General features: G+C 71.2%; 16 protein-coding genes, 1 tRNA gene and 2 pseudogenes. 7 read left to right on the top strand and 12 right to left on the bottom strand.

Going from position 1 to position 18,338, the window contains the following annotated elements; genetic code table 11:
- Window positions 1-197 precede the first annotated feature (197 nt).
- Entirely contained in the window at window positions 198-1,025 is an 828-nt protein-coding gene (locus PV963_RS22410; RefSeq protein ID WP_274817534.1) for a glycerophosphodiester phosphodiesterase, read from the bottom strand.
- Window positions 1,026-1,311: 286 nt separating this feature from the next.
- Here PV963_RS22410 and PV963_RS22405 point away from each other — a divergent pair, with 286 nt between their 5' ends.
- The 3 genes from PV963_RS22405 to PV963_RS22395 all read left to right on the top strand — a co-directional run bounded on the left by PV963_RS22405 (window position 1,312) and on the right by PV963_RS22395 (window position 3,616).
- Complete coding sequence (locus PV963_RS22405) at window positions 1,312-2,793, top strand: S1C family serine protease (protein ID WP_274817533.1); 1,482 nt, start codon at window positions 1,312-1,314, stop codon at window positions 2,791-2,793.
- 63 nt (window positions 2,794-2,856) lie between these two features.
- A tRNA-Ser gene (locus PV963_RS22400) sits at window positions 2,857-2,943 on the top strand.
- A gap of 148 nt (window positions 2,944-3,091) precedes the next feature.
- A complete protein-coding gene (locus PV963_RS22395; protein ID WP_274817532.1) occupies window positions 3,092-3,616 on the top strand; it encodes a hypothetical protein in 525 nt (174 codons plus the stop codon).
- A 475-nt stretch (window positions 3,617-4,091) separates the two neighbouring features.
- Here PV963_RS22395 and PV963_RS22390 read toward each other — a convergent pair.
- The 4 genes and pseudogenes from PV963_RS22390 to PV963_RS22375 form a co-directional block, all read right to left on the bottom strand.
- Window positions 4,092-4,412: pseudogene (locus PV963_RS22390) on the bottom strand (UTRA domain-containing protein); the annotation flags it as partial.
- Window positions 4,413-4,541: 129 nt separating this feature from the next.
- Window positions 4,542-4,904 carry a transposase gene (locus PV963_RS22385; RefSeq protein ID WP_274817531.1) on the bottom strand — a complete coding sequence of 121 codons (363 nt, stop codon included), beginning with the start codon at window positions 4,902-4,904 and terminating at the stop codon, window positions 4,542-4,544.
- A 318-nt stretch (window positions 4,905-5,222) separates the two neighbouring features.
- Complete coding sequence (locus PV963_RS22380) at window positions 5,223-6,380, bottom strand: NAD-dependent formate dehydrogenase (RefSeq protein WP_274817530.1); 1,158 nt, start codon at window positions 6,378-6,380, stop codon at window positions 5,223-5,225.
- Between the two features lie 171 nt (window positions 6,381-6,551).
- Window positions 6,552-6,746: a hypothetical protein gene (locus PV963_RS22375; RefSeq protein WP_274817529.1), complete on the bottom strand. Its 195-nt coding sequence runs from the start codon at window positions 6,744-6,746 to the stop codon at window positions 6,552-6,554.
- Between the two features lie 213 nt (window positions 6,747-6,959).
- On the opposite strand from PV963_RS22375, the gene PV963_RS22370 reads away from it, so the two are divergent.
- Together PV963_RS22370 and PV963_RS22365 are read left to right on the top strand one after the other, a co-directional pair.
- Complete coding sequence (locus PV963_RS22370; RefSeq protein WP_274817528.1) at window positions 6,960-8,099, top strand: glutathione-independent formaldehyde dehydrogenase; 1,140 nt, start codon at window positions 6,960-6,962, stop codon at window positions 8,097-8,099.
- Window positions 8,100-8,305: 206 nt separating this feature from the next.
- Window positions 8,306-9,082 (top strand): glycosyltransferase family 2 protein, encoded by a 777-nt coding sequence (locus tag PV963_RS22365; protein ID WP_274817527.1) that lies wholly within the window; start codon window positions 8,306-8,308, stop codon window positions 9,080-9,082.
- Window positions 9,083-9,138: 56 nt separating this feature from the next.
- Here the strand turns inward: PV963_RS22365 and PV963_RS22360 are convergent, their stop codons facing one another.
- The 3 genes from PV963_RS22360 to PV963_RS22350 all read right to left on the bottom strand — a co-directional run bounded on the left by PV963_RS22360 (window position 9,139) and on the right by PV963_RS22350 (window position 10,699).
- Complete coding sequence (locus tag PV963_RS22360) at window positions 9,139-9,906, bottom strand: PIG-L deacetylase family protein (RefSeq protein ID WP_274817526.1); 768 nt, start codon at window positions 9,904-9,906, stop codon at window positions 9,139-9,141.
- 9 nt (window positions 9,907-9,915) lie between these two features.
- Window positions 9,916-10,146, bottom strand: coding sequence for a ferredoxin (locus tag PV963_RS22355; protein WP_274817525.1), 231 nt, complete (start codon window positions 10,144-10,146; stop codon window positions 9,916-9,918).
- Between the two features lie 88 nt (window positions 10,147-10,234).
- On the bottom strand, window positions 10,235-10,699 hold the full coding sequence (locus tag PV963_RS22350; RefSeq protein WP_274817524.1) for a hypothetical protein: 465 nt from the start codon (window positions 10,697-10,699) through the stop codon (window positions 10,235-10,237).
- A gap of 384 nt (window positions 10,700-11,083) precedes the next feature.
- On the opposite strand from PV963_RS22350, the gene PV963_RS22345 reads away from it, so the two are divergent.
- Window positions 11,084-15,214 carry a WD40 repeat domain-containing protein gene (locus PV963_RS22345; RefSeq protein WP_274817523.1) on the top strand — a complete coding sequence of 1,377 codons (4,131 nt, stop codon included), beginning with the start codon at window positions 11,084-11,086 and terminating at the stop codon, window positions 15,212-15,214.
- Between the two features lie 162 nt (window positions 15,215-15,376).
- Here PV963_RS22345 and PV963_RS22340 read toward each other — a convergent pair whose 3' ends face one another.
- The 4 genes from PV963_RS22340 to PV963_RS22325 all read right to left on the bottom strand — a co-directional run bounded on the left by PV963_RS22340 (window position 15,377) and on the right by PV963_RS22325 (window position 18,073).
- Window positions 15,377-15,964, bottom strand: coding sequence for a GNAT family N-acetyltransferase (locus PV963_RS22340; RefSeq protein ID WP_274817522.1), 588 nt, complete (start codon window positions 15,962-15,964; stop codon window positions 15,377-15,379).
- 209 nt (window positions 15,965-16,173) lie between these two features.
- Window positions 16,174-16,698 (bottom strand): DinB family protein, encoded by a 525-nt coding sequence (locus PV963_RS22335; RefSeq protein WP_274817521.1) that lies wholly within the window; start codon window positions 16,696-16,698, stop codon window positions 16,174-16,176.
- Between the two features lie 9 nt (window positions 16,699-16,707).
- Window positions 16,708-17,172, bottom strand: coding sequence for a hypothetical protein (locus tag PV963_RS22330; protein ID WP_274817520.1), 465 nt, complete (start codon window positions 17,170-17,172; stop codon window positions 16,708-16,710).
- 34 nt (window positions 17,173-17,206) lie between these two features.
- The gene (locus PV963_RS22325) at window positions 17,207-18,073 is read right to left on the bottom strand and encodes a bifunctional DNA primase/polymerase (protein WP_274817519.1); all 867 of its coding nucleotides are present in this window, start codon (window positions 18,071-18,073) and stop codon (window positions 17,207-17,209) included.
- On the opposite strand from PV963_RS22325, the pseudogene PV963_RS44020 reads away from it, so the two are divergent.
- Window positions 17,994-18,321 (top strand): annotated as a pseudogene (locus PV963_RS44020) (hypothetical protein). The gene PV963_RS22325 and the pseudogene PV963_RS44020 sit on opposite strands and share 80 nt — an antisense overlap.
- The last annotated feature ends 17 nt before the right edge of the window (window positions 18,322-18,338 follow it).

The raw sequence follows: 18,338 nt of genomic DNA, 5'->3' as shown, positions 1-18,338 counted from the left end.
CCGGAGCACTCCCTGTAATCGTGTGGCTGGATTTCATCGGTTTGGCCGAGACGCGAGGATCCCGCCCGTCAATGGGTGGGGTCAAGAGGTGTGCGTGGGTCTGGTGGGACTTGTGTGGTCGACCACTGCCGCCGGGCCCCCGCCGGACCCCCGCCGGATATCCGCCGAACCCCCGGAACCGGACCCCCGGCCGGACCTCAGCGGCCGAGTTGGTCGAGCACCGCGCGCGGGCGGTTGGTGATGATGGCGTCGACGCCCAGGCCGACGCAGAGATCCACGTCCTCGGGCTCGTTCACGGTCCACACGTGCACCTGGTGGCCGGCCCGCTTCAGGCGCTCCACGTAGACGGGGTGGTTGCGCACGATCCGCAGGGACGGGCCCGCGATCCGCACGCCCGGGGGCAGGCGTCCGTCGCGCAGCCGGGGTGAGACGAACTGCATCAGGTAGACCGTCGGCAGGGTCGGCGAGGCGGCACGCACGCGGTGCAGCGAGCGGGCCGAGAAGCTCATGACCCGCACCTGGGACTCCTCGGCGGTGGCCGGGGCGTCGAGTCCGAACCGCTTCAGCAGGACCAGCAGCCGCTCCTCGACCTGCCCCGCCCAGCGCGTGGGGTGCTTGGTCTCGATGGCCAGTTCCACCCGGCGTCCGGCGTCGGCGACGAGTTCGAGCAGCCGCTCCAGGGTGAGGACGGACGTCGCCTCACGGTCCTCCGGGCGGTGCTCCCAGTCGGGGTCCTCGTCACGGCCCTTGTAGGCCTCGCCTGTCTTCCAGGAGCCGAAGTCCAGGGCGGCGAGGTCGGCGAGCTCCAGGGCGGAGACCGCGCCGCGGCCGTTGGACGTACGGTTGATGCGGCGGTCGTGTACGCACACCAGGTGGCCGTCGGCGGTCAGGCGCACATCGCATTCCAGGGCGTCCGCGCCGTCCTCGATCGCCTTGGTGTATGCGGCCAGGGTGTGTTCCGGGGCGTCCTCGGAGGCCCCGCGGTGGGCGACGACTTGAATCCCGTGCTGCCGTGCGTGAGTCACCGCGTCATGGTGCCACCGCACGCGGGTACGCGTCTGGTCGGACGGACCCGACGGATTCACAGGTCCGGACGGAGGCACTGGAATTGCATCCTTTTCGTCAGTAATGCCCTATATAAAGAATGGCCCCGGACCCACAGCCACCGCTTATGGTGCTCTGACGGCCGGTGGGAAAAGCTGACGGCATACAAAGGGACAAGCACAGCTGTATCGCGCCGGACCGTCGCCAGCGTGAAAAAGCGTGACCGAGTGCGACCCAGGAAACAGCCGTGGATCTAGGAGAGAAGCTGTGAGCACCGAGAACGAGGGCACCGCGGTACCCCCCGCCCCGTCCGCACCCCCCGTGCCGGTGGACGCTCCCGCTGCTCCGGCCCCCCAGGGACAGCCGCCGCAGGGACAGGCGCCCCAGGGACAGGCGCCCCAGGGGCACGCACCTCAGGGACCGGGACCGTACGGACAGGACGCCCAAGGGCAGTCCGCCCACGGCCAGGGCGCTTCCGGTGACGCCGCTCATCACGGCGTCTCCTCCTCCGCCCCCGACCCCTCCTGGCCCCCGCCCCCGCCGCCGGGCTCCCCGTCGTACGGCGGCGGCGGTTCCGGTTCCGGCGGCGGCTGGGGTTCCTCGTACCAGCAGCCGGCGCCGAAGTCCGGCCGTGGCCGCGGGGGTCTGGTCGCCGCGATCCTGGTGGCCGCGCTGGCCGCGGGCGGCCTGGGCGGCGGTCTCGGCTACACGCTGGCGAAGAACAACGACGAGAACAGCGGCTCGACGACGGTCTCGGCCTCCACCAGCGGCGGTGACGTCAAGCGCGACCCGGGCACGGTCGCGGGCGTGGCCGCCAAGGCGCTGCCGAGCACGGTCACGATCGAGGCCGAGAGCAACAGCGGTGAGGGCGGCACCGGCACGGGCTTCGTCTTCGACAAGCAGGGCCACATCGTCACCAACAACCACGTGGTGGCCGGCGCGGTGGACGGCGGCAAGCTCACCGCGACGTTCCCCAGCGGCAAGAAGTACGACGCCGAGGTGGTCGGGCACGCGCAGGGCTACGACGTCGCGGTCATCAAGCTCAAGAACACCCCGAGCGACCTGAAGCCGCTCACCCTCGGTGACTCGGACAAGGTGGCCGTCGGTGACGCGACCATCGCGATCGGCGCCCCCTTCGGCCTGTCCGACACGGTGACGACGGGCATCATCAGCGCCAAGAACCGCCCGGTCGCCTCCAGCGACGGCACCGGCAGCCAGGCGTCGTACATGAGCGCCCTGCAGACCGACGCCTCGATCAACCCGGGCAACTCCGGCGGTCCACTGCTGGACGCGCAGGGCAACGTCATCGGCATCAACTCCGCGATCCAGTCCACCGGCAACGGCGGCTTCGGCACCGGCCAGTCCGGCTCGATCGGCCTCGGCTTCGCCATCCCGATCAACCAGGCCGAGTACGTCGCCCAGGAACTGATCAAGACCGGCAAGCCGGTGTACGCGAAGATCGGCGCGTCCGTCTCCCTGGAGGACACCTCGGGCGGCGCGCAGATCTCCAAGGAGGGCGCGGGCGGCGCCGCCGCACCGGTCGAGCCGGGCGGCCCGGCCGCCAAGGCGGGCCTCAAGCCCGGCGACGTCATCACCAAGCTCGACGACCGGGTGATCGACTCCGGCCCCACCCTGATCGGCGAGATCTGGACCCACAAGCCCGGCGACAAGGTCACGATCACCTACGAGCGCGACGGCAAGCAGCACACGGTCGACGTGACCCTGGGCTCCCGCATCGGCGACAACTGACCCACACCGGCCCGCACCGACCCGTTACCCTTGTCCCCGCGCCGCCGATCACGGCCGGCGCGGGGAGGCGTGCCCGAGCGGCCGAAGGGAACGGTCTTGAAAACCGTCGTGGCAGCGATGTCACCGTGGGTTCAAATCCCACCGCCTCCGCGCGATGAGCAGTGAGAACGGCCCCTGACCTGGGTAGATGGTCGGGGGCCGTTTCTGTGCTCGGAGTCCGTGGCTGCCCGCTGTTCCCCGCTGGTTCCCGCTCGATCGGGCACGGCAGGGACACGGAGTAGGGGGGACCGGGGGACCAATGCCAGGTGATGTGGCGGTTGCGGCGATCTCTGCGAGCTCCGCGCTTGCGGCGAGTCTGATCACCGGGCTTGTGACGTGGCTGGTGATGCGGACGCAGCTACTGCACCAGGCGCGGGAACAGCGTTCGGCACGGCGTGAACAGCTACTCCGGGACGTGTGTGCCAAGTGTCTTGAAGCGATCAGCAAAGCCCGGCTGGAGCTGGTCGCCCTCGGTAGAGCATCCGTGGCCCAATCCGGTGAGTTGAGAGCTGCGGCAGAGCGGGAGCTGGACGTGGCCGTGAGGGCCCTGTTCACGCACAGGACGCATCTCGCCCTAATCGCAGAGATCAAGCTGCAACGGCTCGCTGCCGACATGGCTGATGCGTTCGAGGCGCTCTGGTACAGGCAGGAGCAAACACTTGCCGCAGCTGTGCCGGTTACTGAAGACGACCTCTGGTCAGCACAGACCCAGGAAGCCGAGAAGCTGGAGGAGACCATGGCGCAGTTTGTTGCTGGAGCCAGCGAGACCCTGCGTTCCCTCTAGGACGGCCGAGGTCTGCCGGACTACCCCAGCCACAACCTCCCCCAGCTCCCATCCCGTCTGCCGTCGACCCACACCGTGGAGCAGGCGTGGTTCCTGGCGTCCAGGTGGAGCGCGCCACTGTGCGAACGACCTGGACGCCAGGGGCCGCGTCTGCTCGGCTCTGCCTGGGTCGACGGCAGGCGGGATGGGAGCTCCCCGCGCACGCCACTACTCCGGCCGGCACTCGCGAACGGCGCCCCCTCCATCTCGGAGCCTGAGCGCCTCCGCCGGAGGCATGCTTTGACCGTTGCCGCGCTTTGCGGATCTCGACTCATGGTCCCGGCCTGATTCACATGTGGGCGCGCGTCGGCGCAGCCCGGGCGGAGCGGGCCGAAGGCAGGAGCGGCGCCCGGAGCGGAGCCGGGAAGCGCGCCCGGCGGAGCGGAGCGCAGCCGGGGCTTGATGAGGTAGAGAAACCTGTAACAGCCGCGCCGCGTCACGCGTCGAAGTCGTACTCCAGGATGTACGAGGCGGCGTCAAGCGTCATCTCGTTGATCTCGACGGGGCGGCCTTCGTCCGCGAATGCGGTGCGGCAGATGAGGATCACAGGCGTGCCTGCGGAGATGCTCAACTGCGACGCCTCAGCCTTCGTGGGCAGGCGCGAGCGGATCTCCTCGCGGAAGTGCACTGGCTTGTAGCCGAGTTCAGCAAGGTGGGCATAGGTTCCACCTGGCCCGGTGTCCTCCTGAGTGATAGCCGATCCCGCTACCACTGACGTGGGGAGATAACTCGTCGCGAGCAGCACGGCCTTCCCATCCCACTGCGATGGCTTCTGTGTCGTCGCGATCACCACCGGCGGACGCCATCTCGACGGCTCCCGCGTACTCTTCTGCGTCGTCTGCCGCGCCTGCCAGGGCACCGGCCACGCCGCCCCGGCCCGGATCGCTCAGGCCGGGGAGTGATCGCGTGACAGACACCGCCACCCGGCGGGTCTCGACCCGGCCACCCTCTCCGACGTGCTGAGGGTGGCCGGGTCGGCCGACAGGTATGCCGCGGCCCGGCGCAGGACCTCGTTCTCCTGCTCCAGCAGCTTGATCCGCCGACGCGCTTCCCGAAGCTCGGCGCTCTCCTGGCTGGTCGTTCCGGGCTTGCTCCCATCGTCGATGTCCGCGCGGCGCATCCACTTCCACAACGTCATCGGATGGACTCCGAAGTCGGTGGCCACCTGCTCGACCGTCACACCCGGTCCGCGGTTCCTTGCGACCCGCACGACGTCCTGGCGGAACTCTTCCGGATAAGGCTTGGGCACAGCGACATCCTTCCCACCCGCCCCACAGGGCAAGCCAGTTCAGATGTCACCCGATCGTGCATCAGACCCGTTCACTCTGTCGGGGTATGAGAGGTAGCAAGCCGTCGGCCTGCGTCATCCGTCGAGGGGAGCAGGGGCGCACAGCCTCTCGCAGGGGTCGGCCTGGGATCGTGAGCGACGCCGCATCGGGCGAAAATGACGGCCCTCGTACTACGCCAGGGGCCGTTAGGCCATAACTGCTCCACCCCAGGCAGGGCAGAAGGGGTGTCTCTCGTCAGAGACGCCCCTTCTGCGTGATGATCACGGTGGGTGGACGTGTCAGACCGTGTAGGAGCGAGCCCCGGTCCCGGCAAGCCTGCCGCCCTCCACTATGAGGTACTCCTGACGGATCGGGCGGCCGTCCAGCCAGCACTCCAGGACTTCCCGCACGCCGGCCGCGTACCTGGCCTGCGCGGAGAGCGTCGAACCGGATACGTGCGGTGTCATGCCCTCGTGCGGCATGGTGCGCCACGGGTGGTCCTCTTCCGGCGGCTCCGGGTACCAGACGTCACCGGCGTAGCCCGCCAGATGGCCTCGTTCCAGGGCGCGTACCACGGCGTCCCGGTCGACGATCAGCGCGCGAGCCGTGTTGACGATGTACGACCCGCGCTTCATGGTCGCCAGCATCTCGTCGTCGAAGAGGTTCACCGTCTTGGCGTGCAGCGGCGCGTGGATGGAGAGCACGTCCACGGCGGCCGCCAGGGAACGGGCGTCCGGATGCCAGGTCAGCCCCAGCTCCCGCTCGAGCTCCGGTGGCAACCTGTGCACGTCGTTGTAGTGCAGCTTCACCTCGAACGGCTGCAGCCGGCGGAGCACTGCCAGGCCGATCCGTCCGGCACCGAAAACGCCGACGTCCATGCCCTCCAGGTCGTAGTTCCGCGAGACGCTGTCGGCGACGTTCCACCCTCGGCGGGCGGTGACCCACTCATGGGCGGGCAGGTAGTTGTGGACCAGGGCGAGGATCTGCATGACCGCGTGCTCCGACACGCTGATGCTGTTGCTGTAGGTGATCTCCGCAACCGTGACGTCGTGTTCGATGGCGCTCGGAAGGTCCACGTGGTCCGAACCGATCCCGGCTGTGATCGACAGCTTCAGGTGCGGCGCACGCCGGATCCGGTCAGGAGTGAGGTAGGCGGGCCAGAACGGCTGCGAGATCACCACGTCGGTGTCGGGGAGCTCGCGCTCCAGCACGGAGTCGGGCCCGTCCTTGTCGGAGGTGACGACCAGTGTGTGGCCCCGGTCCTCGAGGAACGGGCGCAGGCCTAGTTCACCGGAGACGCAGCCGACCAGCTCACCCGGCTTGAAGTCGAGGCTCTGCGGGGTGGGCGCCGTCTGCCCTCCGGGATAGCCGCTGATGACGGGAATCTCGTCCCGGGCGTACCTGGGCGGGTAGCCGTCGACGGGGTCCGGATAAAGCACCGTCAGGATCTTCGCCATGGCCGCGTCCTCTCACCGAAGGTCGGCGCGCAGGCGCAGTCAGCTGGCCGCACACGCGCTCCGGCCGGCCTTGCTGTCCGGTTCCGAGTCCCCGGCCCGCCGCACACCGAAACGGGACCCGGGCCGGCTGACTCGCCCCGGCCGGGCAGCACGTCCCTGCCCGGCCGGGCGCTACGCCAGGGTGTCGGGGGTGCCCTCGGGCTGGGTGTCCGCGAACTCCCACCATGCGAGCGGCAGCCAGTCCCCGTCGACGAATCCGTCGACGGAGCCTCCGCTGCCCCGTATGGCCACCCGGGTCCCTTCCGGATAGGTCGTGCCGGACAGGCCGGATACCGGGACGAGGAGCGTGCCGAGACGTCGCGACAAGGTTCTGAATCCTTCCGAAGCGGTGCGGAACGGGACTTTGCAGCCTCTAGATGCAAATCATCTCATCATGCACCAGGCTGGAGTATGAGCCAAGACACAGAAGACCGGTGAGCTGCAAGGCTGGGGACCTGGTCCCGACGGATGCAGCGGGTCCCCCGGCGCCTCCGTTCCGATCTGTGAGCGAACAACCACATCCAGTGGAAGGGTTCGATCATGAGGGCCGTCGTCTACAAGGGACCGTTCGAAGTCGCGATCGAGCAAGTGGAGGATCCCCGAATCCAGCACCCGAACGACGTGATCGTCCGTGTCACGTCCACCGCTATCTGCGGGTCGGACCTGCACATGTACGAGGGCCGCACGGCCGCCGAGCCGGGGATCGTCTTCGGCCACGAGAACCTCGGCGTCATCGAGGAGGCCGGTGACGGTGTGACGTCGCTCAGCCGCGGAGACCGCGTTGTCATGCCCTTCAATGTGGCCTGCGGCTTCTGCAAGAACTGCACGGCGGGCTTCACCGGCTTCTGCCTGACGGTGAACCCTGGTTTCGCCGGCGGTGCGTACGGCTACGTGGCGATGGGCCCCTTCGTGGGGGGCCAGGCCGAGTACGTACGAGTGCCGTACGCCGACTTCAACTGCCTGAAGCTCCCTGAGGGCACCGAGAAGGAAACCGACTTCGTCCTGCTGGCGGACATTTTCCCGACCGGCTACCACGGCAACGAGCTGGCCGACGTGCGCCCCGGTGACAGCGTCGCCGTGTACGGCGGCGGCCCGGTCGGTCTGATGGCCGCCTATTCGGCGATGCTGCGCGGCGCGAGCAAGGTGTTCGTGGTCGACCGGGTGGCCGAGCGGCTGCAGAAGGCGGAGGAGATCGGCGCCGTACCGATCGACTTCACCCAGGGCAACCCCGTGGAGCAGATCAAGGAGCAGACCGCGGGTGAAGGCACGGACAAGGGCATCGATGCCGTCGGCTACCAGGCCCAGGCACGTGGCGAGGACCGCGAGGAACCGGCGACCGTACTGAACTCGCTCGTCGAGACGGTCCGGCCGACGGGCGCTCTCGGTGTGCCGGGCCTGTACGTCCCGCGCGACCCCGGCGGACCGGACGAGCAGGCGAAGCAGGGCATGCTGGTGGTCGCCATCGGGCGTCTCTTCGAGAAGGGGCTGCGCGTGGGCACCGGGCAGTGCAACGTCAAGCGCTACAACCGTCAGCTGCGTGACATGATCACCGAGGGTCGTGCGCAACCCAGCTTCGTCGTTTCGCATGAGCTGCCGCTCGACCAGGCGCCGACGGCGTACGAAAAGTTCGACAAGCGGACGGAAGGGTACACCAAGGTCGTCCTGCACCCGCAGGATTGAGGCCGCCTGACACCCGCGTCCGAGCACGCCAACTGCCCCGGTGCCATCGGCACCGGGGCCCTGGTTGTGAGGAGTCAGCTCAGGGCTTTGCCCACCTCGTAGTTTTGTCCATGACACAGAAGTCATGCACACCAAGGGAACGCTGAAGAAGTGCTGAGGCCGCTCCACTTGGGCATGGTGTAGCTCCAAGTGGGAGGGGGGCAGGGGTGAGTTCCCGAGCGGCCGGAGGCCGGCGCATCGTCGTCGTCACCGCTGTGCACGGCCCGTCGGCCCGGTTTCTGTCGGAGGCCCACAAGTCCCTGCGCGAGCAGTGGCTGCCGGAGGGCTGGGAGTGGCAGTGGGTGATCCAGGAGGACGGGGAGAGCGAGGCCGTACGGCCGTACGTGCCCGATGACGAGCGGGTGACGTTCCGGCAGGGCCGGGCCGGGGGGCCCGGTGTCGCCCGGACCATCGCGCTGGCGCATGCCGAGGGTGCGTACGTGAAGGTCCTGGACGCCGACGACCAGTTGCCGTCGGGCACGCTCGCGCGGGATCTGGCGGCGCTGGAGGCCGACCGCAGCCTCGGGTGGGCGACGTCGCGGGTGCTGGACCTCATGCCCGACGGGTCGACGGTCGGCTTTCCCGGCGACCCCGACCCGGGGCCGATCGAGCGCGGGGCCGTCTTCGAGCACTGGAAGGCCAACGGTTTCCTCGCACCGGTCCATCCGGCGTCGCTGTTCGTACGGCGGGAGCTGCTGCTCGCCCTCGGCGGCTGGATGGCGCTGCCCGCTTCGGAGGACACGGGGCTGCTGCTCGCGCTGAACGCCGTGAGCCGGGGGTGGTTCTCGGGCGAGGTGGGGCTGCTGTACCGGAAGTGGGAGGGGCAGGTGACCGGGCAGACGGCCCATGTGGACCGGGCCGAGCGCGCTGCCCGGATGGCCGTCGTGGAGGCCAGGGCCCGGGCGTTGGCGGGGCTTCGGTGGCCTTTTCCGGTGGGGCACTGAGCTGAGCCGGTCAGGGGCCTCGGCGGGCGGGGCCCTGACTTGAGCCGGTCACCCGCCTATGGCACAAGCTCCGTCCCCGTCCCCGTCCCCGCCGCCGCGACAAGGTCATGGCGGATGTACCACTCGGTACCGAGCAACCGCCCCCGCTCGGCCTCCGGCAAGGCGGCGATCAGGCCCGGGGCGGCTCCCCGTCGCACCTCCGTGCGGTGCGCCAGTACGGCGGCGATCTTCCGGTCCAGCCAGGGGGTGACGTCGATGGTCGCCGCGACCCGGTCGTCCGGGACCGTGCGCAACGCCTTGCCCGCGGGGGCCAGGTGTCCGCCCCACTCCCGGACGGCGGAGTGAGGGTGCGTGGACAGGTACAGGGCGCTCGGCTGCCAGGGCTCCCCGGCGTCCGGGTAGAGGCGTTCGAGTCCGGCGGCGTGGACCGCAAGCAGGGTCACGCGGTGGGTGTGCACATGGTCCTCGTGACCGGTCAGGCCGCCGTAGGCGTCGTGGGTGACGACGATCTCCGGGCGGAAGTCCCGGATGTGCGCGACCAGGCCGCCCACCGCCTCGTCGAGCGGGGCGTCGCACAGGCGTGGTCTGCCCGGGGCCGACCGCGGGACGCGGGAGTCGGCGTAGCCCAGCGGACGTGGCTTGTCTGCGCCGAGGATGTGGAGCGCGTCGGCCAGTTCCGCGGCGCGTGGGGTGTCCGCAGCCCAGGTGGCCGTGACGACCGCAGTGCGGGCGCCCGCCGCCGCGTGCCGGACGAGGGTGCCGCCCGCCATGAGGGACTCGTCGTCGGGGTGGGCGAAGACCGCGAGCAGGCTCGGTACCGGCACCGGTCCTCGTTACGGCCGGTCCGGTGACGAGGCCGCGTCAGTGATGCTGATGGCCTGGCTGGGGCACTTCTCCGCCGCCTCCAGGATCTCCGGGGCGTCGCCCGTCTGTTCGTGGCCCGGGCGGACGACACCGAATCCGTCGACGAAATCGAAGACCGCCGGGGCCCTGTGGACGCACTCGGCGGAGCCGTAGCAGAGCTCGCGGTCGACAGAGATCTTCTGCCCCTTCATCCCCTTCATCCCCCTCGTTCCCCCACCGGCCGATACCGGAAGCCGGCGGGCCCTGAGGTGTTGACTGCCCAGCGCGAGACCGGCTGAACCGGCCCGGCTAGCGTGCGCCGGCCGCCGCGAGCCAGTGGGCGACCCGGCGCACGGCGGCCTCGTCGAGCCGTTCGACGAGTGCCTGGACGGTCGCCTCGTCCTCGGGGGAGAGGTCGTAGAGGCCCGCCCTGCTCAGCCCGGACATGAGGACCTGGTGGCGGCGGCCGGTCATGCGCTGCGCCAGCTTGGTCGGTTCGGCGGCGGAGGCCTGCGGGCTCGGCTGGGACCGCGACGCCTGCTTCAGGGGCGTGTCGAACCGGTGCCACTCGCCGTCCTTCGGCCCCCACAGGGCGCAGGTCACCTCTTCCCCACGCGCCCGCAGGGTCTGTGTCATCTCGCCGAGGGCGTGCAGCACGGGCGAGCGGTGGGGCGACTCCGCGGCTGCCCGCCAGGTCTGCGTGGCCGGCCGGTGGAACATCGCCACCCAGCGCGGGGCGCCCTGCGGTCGTGGGCTCTCGGGACGTGTCTGCACTGTGCTCACCCCTGTACGTCGCTCCGGAAGCGGTACGGCAGGCCGGCCTTGGCAGCGGCAGGCGAACGGCAGGCCGACCATAGCTGACGGACCGTCAGTTATCCAGGGGTGTCGTCAGTCGTCCGGGGTTGCGGAGCGCGGTCCGGTGGGGAGGATCACCACGTCGTCCGACACCGGTCCCTCCCCTCGTGGGGACCGGTGCCGAACGGTGGAGTCGCGGTCGTCCGACTTCGCTGGAAGTCGACCGGATGAGTGCGCTGCTGCGTCCGGATCCTGCCAGTTTCGGCCACCGACGAGGAGTCTCCGGTTCCGGGTAGGCGGTATTACCGCAGGTCAGACATATAGAGTGAGTTTTCCGGTCCGGACGTCCAGGCGAGTTGAGGAGTGGAGACCTTGGGTTCCGACTCCGGGGCACGCACCGCTTTCGCGGAGCGCCTCGCACTGCTGTACAAGGAAGCCGGGGACCCTCCACTCAAACGGGTGTCCGAAGCGGTCGTCCGGCTCCAGCGGGTCGACGAACGCGGGCGTCCCGTCCGGGTGTCCGCGCAGCGCATCAGCGACTGGCGCCGGGCACGGAATGTACCCGCTCAGTTCACCGCCCTCGCGGCGGTGCTGCACGTGCTGATCCCCGAGGCGCGGCGGGCGCGACCCACGCCGGTGTCCCCGGGCCTGTACGACCTCGGCCAGTGGCAGCGGCTGTGGGAAGCCGCGGTGGCCGACCCGGTCGGCGAGCGCGGCGCGGCGTCCGCGGAGCAGGAGCGGTCCGCCGCCGAGGGCCCGCCGGCGCCCGGCGGGGTGTGCCCGTACCGGGGGCTGGCCTCCTACCGCAGGGAGGACGCCCGGTGGTTCTTCGGCCGCGAGCGGAGCACGGACGCGCTCGTCGCCCAGCTCCGGGCCGTGGCGGAGACGGGCGGCCTGGTCATGCTCGTGGGTGCGTCGGGGGCGGGGAAGTCCTCGCTGCTGAACGCCGGGCTGGTGCCCGCACTGCGGGACGGCGCGCTGGACGACGACGGCGAGGACGGCGACCGCGGTGACGACGGCGGTGGGGACGGCCGGGCCACGGAGGTCGTACAGCTCGTGCCCGGCGGTGATCCGCTGGCGGAGCTGACCCGGTGCATCCCCGAACTGGGCCCGGTCGTCTCGGCCGTGATCGCGGCCGACGAACCCACCGGCGAGGACCCCGTCGTCGCCACCACGGCGGACCCGCGTGTCCGAAGCACCACGGTGGACCCACCCGTCCGAAGCACCACGGTGGACCCACCCGTCCAAAGGGGCCGTGACGTCCGTGACATCCGTGCCGCCGTCGCCGCCTGGGCGCGGCGCCAGGCGCCGGCCGGCGCGCGGCCGGTCGTCATCGTGGACCAGTTCGAGGAGACGTTCACCCTCTGCCCCGACGAGGCGGAGCGGCGTGCGTTCGTCGAGGTGCTGCACGCCGCCTGTTCGCCGGGCGACGGCGACCCGGCCCCGGCGGTCGTGGTGCTGGGCATACGGGCCGACTTCTACGAGCGGTGCCTCCGGTATCCCGAACTGGCCGACGCGCTCCAGCACCGGCACATGGTGCTCGGTCCCCTGACCACCGCGGAGCTGCGCGAGGCGGTGACGGGCCCGGCCAAGGCCGTCGGCCTGGAGCTGGAGCCGGGCCTGGCGGAGCTGATCGTCCGGGAGGTGAGCGCCGACAGCCCGCGCGGGGCGCACGACGCGGGAGTGCTGCCGCTCCTCTCGCACGCCCTGCTGGCCACCTGGCAGCGCAGGAAGGCGGGCCGGCTGACGCTCGCCGGCTACCGGGCGGCCGGCGGCATCCAGGGCGCGGTCGCGGCGACCGCCGAGCGCGCCTGGTCCGGACTCGACCCGGCGGCGCGCACGGCGGCCCGGCTGCTCCTGCTCCGGCTGGTCCGGCTGGGCGAGGACACCCAGGCCACGCGCAGAAGGGGCACCCGGCGCCAGTTGGCGGACGAGTCGACCGACCCCGGCAAGACCGAGGAGTCCCTGGAGGCGCTGGTCCGCGCCCGGCTGGTGACGCTCGACGCGGAGACCGTGGAGATCACCCACGAGGCGCTGCTGCACGCCTGGCCGCGGCTGCGCGACTGGATCGACGAGGACCGGCAGGGCAACCTGCTGCGCCAGCGCCTGGAGGAGGACGGCCGGGCCTGGGAGGAGTCCGACCGCGACACCTCACTGCTCTACCGGGGCTCCCGTCTGGAACAGGCCCACGGGTGGGCGAAATCCACCGGGGACACGTTCCTGACCCGGAGCGCGGTGGAGTTCCTGGCCGCCTCGGTCAGGCTGCGCAGGCGCATCATCTGGATCAGCCGGAGCGCGGTGGCGGCCCTGGTCGTGCTGGCGGTGCTTGCCGTCGGAGCGGCCGTCGTCGCCTGGCAGCAGCGGGACGAAGCCGTGTTCGAGCAGGTGCTCGCCCAGGCCGATCGCGTCCAGTACACGGATCCGTCGCTGTCGGCGCAGCTCGACCTGGTGGCACACCGGCTGCGGCCGGACGACAAGGGCGCGAACAGCCGCCTGATCTCCATCGTGAACGCCCCGCTGGCCACGCCGCTGGTCGGGCACACCGGCGCCGTCTACCTCACGACGTTCAGCCCGGACGGCCGGACGCTGGCCACCGCCAGCTACGACCGGACCGTACGGCTGTGGAACGTGGCCGACCCCAAGCGCCCGAAGCCCCTGGGCAAGCCGCTCACCGGCCACACCAGCTGGGTGAGCAGCGCGGTCTTCAGCCCGGACGGCCGCACCCTGGCCAGCGCCGCCGACGACGGCACGATCCGGCTGTGGGACGTCACGGACCCCGCCCACCCGCAGCCGCTCGCCCGGCCGTTGACCGGCCATGACGGCACGATCTACCTGATCGCCTTCAGCCCGGACGGCCGCACGCTGGCCTCGGTCGGCGACGACCACACCGTACGGCTGTGGGACGTGGCCGACCCGAAGCGTCCGAAGGCCCTGGGCAAGCCGCTCACCGGGCACAAGGCCGCCGTGCGCTCGGTGGCGTTCAGCCCGGACGGCCGGACACTGGCGGCCGGTGGTGACGACGGCACGATCCGGCTGTGGGACGTGACGCAGCCCCGGCGTCCGGAGCCGGTCGGGGAGCCGCTGACCGGCCACACCGACACGGTGCACTCCGTGGCCTTCAGCCCCGACGGCCGTACGCTCGCCAGCGGCAGCGCGGACGACACCGTCCGGCTCTGGAACATGACCGACCGGCGCCGCGCGGCAGCGATCGGAGCGCCGCTCACCGGCCACACGGGGGCGGTGTGGTCCGTGGCCTTCAGCCCCGACGGCAACATGCTCGCCGCCGCCAGCGCGGACAGCACGGCGAGTCTGTGGAAGGTCAGTGACCCGGCGTATCCGTCGCAGGTCGGCGGGCCCCTGGCGGGCAGCAGCGGCGAGATGTACGCGCTCGGCTTCAGCCCCGACGGGCGCACCCTCGCCACCGGGACGGGCGACAACAAGGTCCGGCTGTGGTCGCTGCCGACGGCGGACATGATCGGCCGGACCGGAGTGTTCCGGCCGGACGGGCGGGTGCTCGCGACGGCGGCGCTCGACGGACGGGTCCGGCTGTGGGACGTGCGCAAGCCCGGCAGGCCGGTGCCGATGGGCGAGCCGTTCCGGCCGAAGGGCGGCGTACGCTCCCTGGAGTTCTCCAGGAACGGCCGCACCCTCGCGGTGGTGACGGGAAACCGGGCCGTGCAGCTGTGGAACGTCGGGGACCCGGACCGCCCCGTCCCCCACGGGTCGCCCGTCCCCCTGCGCATCCGGTTCGCCGACCCGCTGGCCTTCAGCCCGGACGGGCGCCTCCTGGCGACCGCCTACGACGACCGCACCATCCGGCTGTGGGACGTCGGCGACCCGTCCCGCCCCCGTCCGATCGGCGCGCCCCTCACCGGTCACAAGGGGTACGTCAACTCCCTCGTCTTCAGCCCGGACGGCCATACGCTCGCCAGCGGCAGCGCCGACGGCACCATCAGGCTGTGGAACGCGACGGACCCCGGACGTCCCGTGCTGCGCGGCGCCCCTCTCAAGGGCCATCTCGGAGCCGTCAACGTCCTCGCCTACAGCCCCGACGGACACACGCTGGCCAGCGGCGGCGACGACAACTCGGTCCGGCTCTGGGACATCGAGGGCCCCTCCAAGGCCTCGCAGCGCAGGAGCCTCACCGGCCACACCGAGGCGGTCGTGTCACTGACCTTCAGCCGGAACGGCCGCACCCTGGCCAGTGGCGGCAACGACAGCACCGTCCGGCTCTGGAACGTCTCCGACCCCTCCAAGGCCGGCCCGATCGGCCAGTCGATGAGCCCCAACGCCAAGAGCGGCACCTTCCTGGCGTTCAGCCCGAACAGCCACATGCTGGGGGTGTCGAGCGGCACCGACACCATCCGGCTCTGGAACCTGGACGTCGACGAGGCCGCACACCGCGTCTGCACGATGACCCGGGGCGTGCTGACGCCGGAGACCTGGCGCGAGTACCTGCCCCGGCTGTCCTACGACCCGCCGTGCGAGCCCTGACGGTGCCCGACCGCACAACAGGCCCCGCAACCAAGGCAGTTGAGTGATACGAGTCACAACCCCGGCTTTGCTGACGAACAGTCGACTTCCATGGGCAAGCGCTTGTTACCCTTGGCCATAGCCCGACCGCTGGTGCATCCCCCGTCGCCAGCGGTCGGGCCTTTACGTGCGCCCGTGGCCTCGCAGGTCGAGCCGCATCAGGATTCGGGGATGGCCGGCCAGCACCGAGGTGGTGTCCGCCGCGTAGCCGAAGCCGGCGCGTTCGAAGTTCTTCCGGAGCCCGGGGTACGCCATCGTCAGGTCGACCTTGGCGTCGCCGTTGTCGAGGGGGTACGCCTCGACCGCCGGTGCGCCGTGGGCGCGGGCGAACTCGACCGCGCCGGCGATGAGAGCGTGCGAGATGCCCTGCTTCCGGTGACCGGGGCGTACCCGGACGCACCACAGCGACCAGACGGGCAGGTCGTCGACGTGAGGGATCTTGCGGTTGCGGGCGAAGGAGGTGTCCGCGCGCGGGGCGACGGCGGCCCAGCCGACCGGTTCGTCGCCGTCGTAGGCGAGCACGCCGGGGGGCGGATCCGCGCGGCACAGCTCGGCGACGTACTCGCCTCGGGCCGGGCCGCGCAGTTCGTTGTTGAGCTTGGAGGGGATCCGGTAGCTCAGGCACCAGCAGACGTTCGCACCGGGCGACTTGGGCCCCAGCACCGCACGGACGTCCTCGAAGACCGTGGCCGGCCGAACGTCGATGTTCATGCCACCACGATGTCACGCACCGCCCGGCCGCGCCGCTCGGCTAGGCCCTCGGACCCGGTGACACGGCCTGGCCGAACGCGTTGTAGAACGGCTGGGCCATCCCGGCGAGCGCAGAGGCGCCCTGGGAGAACGGCGTGACGAGCGCGACGAGCAGAGCAGCGGCACGGGGTGTTTCAGACGTAGGACCTACAGCGGCATCGCGGGCCTGCTCAGGCCGACGCCGCGCGCAGCATTCGCAGTTGGCCGATCTCGGTCACGTTCTTCATCAGTTCCGCGTTCACCCAGGCCGCCATGTGCGCGACGGTGTACTGGGGGTCGTTCGGCCAGGGGAACGGTGCCGTGGCCTCCAGGTCGGAGTCCGTGAGACCGTCCAGCACGGCCAGCCACTGCGTGCGCAGGCCGCGCAGCCACTCGATGGTCGGTGTGCCCTCGCCGGGCCATACGACGTCCGTGCGGTCGCGGGGCGGGCGGCCCTGGGCGTGGTCGAGGGCCACGCTCCACCACCAGCCGATGTGCCAGCTCACCCAGGCGACGGTGGGGACGGGAACGGGGTCGGGCTCGGTCTCCGCCCAGTCCGGTACCCAGGTGCCGTCGGGGCCCGGGCGCATCGTCCAGCAGAGCGGCGCGGGCTCCCAGAGGAAGTCCTCCGGCTCCAGCCGCTCCAGGTGGTACTCGAACAACGACCAGGTCAACTCGAGCTGCCAGCGCAGCAGTTGAGTGCGGGAAACGTTCATCGTACGACCCTACGCAAGCGCCCGGGCGTCCCGGGCCAGTCCCGTCCAGTCCAGGTCCCGCAGCGCGGGCTCGGCGTCGCAGCCCGACGGCAGGCGAGGCGTGGCCTGGAACCAGACAACGGTGAGACGGGAGCGGTACGCGACCGGGTCGCGGGCCGGATCGAGAGCCGTGGAGTGGAACGTGCCGACGCAGGCCACGGCGGGCAGGACCTCGACGGGCCCGAGGCCGCCGGCGTACTGGTCGGGGTATGTGCGCGGCGGCGGGACCAGGTGCACCGGCGTGCCGGGGCGGGCCCGCTCGGCGGCGCGCAGCAGCCCTCGGATCCGCAGGTCGTTCACCGGCTTGCAGGGATAGCCCTCCAGCAGGTCGCCGTACGTCGACGTGAACCGCAGCTCGGCGAGATCCACCGAGCGGCCGGAGGCCAGGACGAGGCGGGCGAGCGCCAGGGCCGGCGATTTGACGTGCTGTTGCATGGAGGTCTTTCGGTGCTCATGGACGGGGTGCCGCTCACGGCCGGTGCCCCGTCATCCGTGCCGCCGACGCGATCGTCGCCCGGGCCTCGCGCTCGGACAGGCCGGTGTTGAGTGCGGCCTCGACCAGGGCGTCCACGAGCGCGGGGCCGATGCCGTCCTCGTAGGCCCGGCAGGCCGCCCAGAACAGCCGGGTGTTGCGCTGGCCCTCGTGCGCGGCGAGGACGAACTGCACCAGGCCCTGGCCGTGGCCGCCGGTCGCCGGGGGTGTGGGGTGGTGGGCGCGGGGCGGCGGGAGGAGCAGGCGCAGCAGGGAGCGCGGGCAGGGGGCGGGGGCCAGCTGGGCGGTTCCCGGGGCCGCGGCGTAGACGCCCTGGCCGGTGCGGGAGCCGGGGCCGACGAGGTAGCCGCCGGCGCCCCGGATGTCGATGCCGGGGGCGAGGCGGCCCGCCGAGTTGGGGACGACCACGTCGGCCGGGCCGCTCAGCCACAGGTGACGGCCGCCGGACGGGGTCACGACGACCACCGTCGGCGGGATGGTGAACAGGTGCCGCAGCGCCAGCTCGCGCAGGGCGGCAGAGGAGTCCGTGCCGGTCTTCACGTCCAGGTCGATGCCGATCAGATGGTGCGGGGGCAGGCCGCAGGCGATGCCGTAACCGGTCGCCCAGGGCGCCGCGGCGAACAGTTCGCGGATGCGGGCCGGGTCGCTGGAGGCGTCGTAGACCCCGTGGCCGAGCCGGCCGCACTCGCCGTGGCAGGGGGAGGGGGCGGGGTCGTCGCGGTGCGGGGAGCGCAGCGCGGGGAGCTTGGTGCGGGACAGGGGGATGACGGCCAGTCCGCGTTCGGCGGCTGACAGGGCGTGTGCGAGGGCCAGCGTCGTGGCCTGCCGGTCGGTGGTGGCCATGCTCCTAGTTTCGTACGTACGTTCGAAAAAGGAAAGAGGGAGCGGGTGCGACGCGCCGGGGGCGGAGGGCGACAACAACATGGCCCTTGGCAGCGGTGTCGGCGGCGACGACTTCGGCAACTCGGCCACCACCCAGCAGCGGGCCGTCGGCGAGGGTGCCTCCAACCAGCAACACCGCCCAGGTCAACGGCTCGGCGTCCACGGCCGTCAACCAGGGCGACGCCAACACCGCCGCCAGCGGGGCTTGACGAGGCACTTGATCTGA

The organism is Streptomyces coeruleorubidus, from assembly GCF_028885415.1.
GTDB lineage: Bacteria > Actinomycetota > Actinomycetes > Streptomycetales > Streptomycetaceae > Streptomyces > Streptomyces coeruleorubidus_A.
Note: the sequence above shows the minus strand (reverse complement) of the source record. Positions and strands in the feature narration are given on the sequence as shown.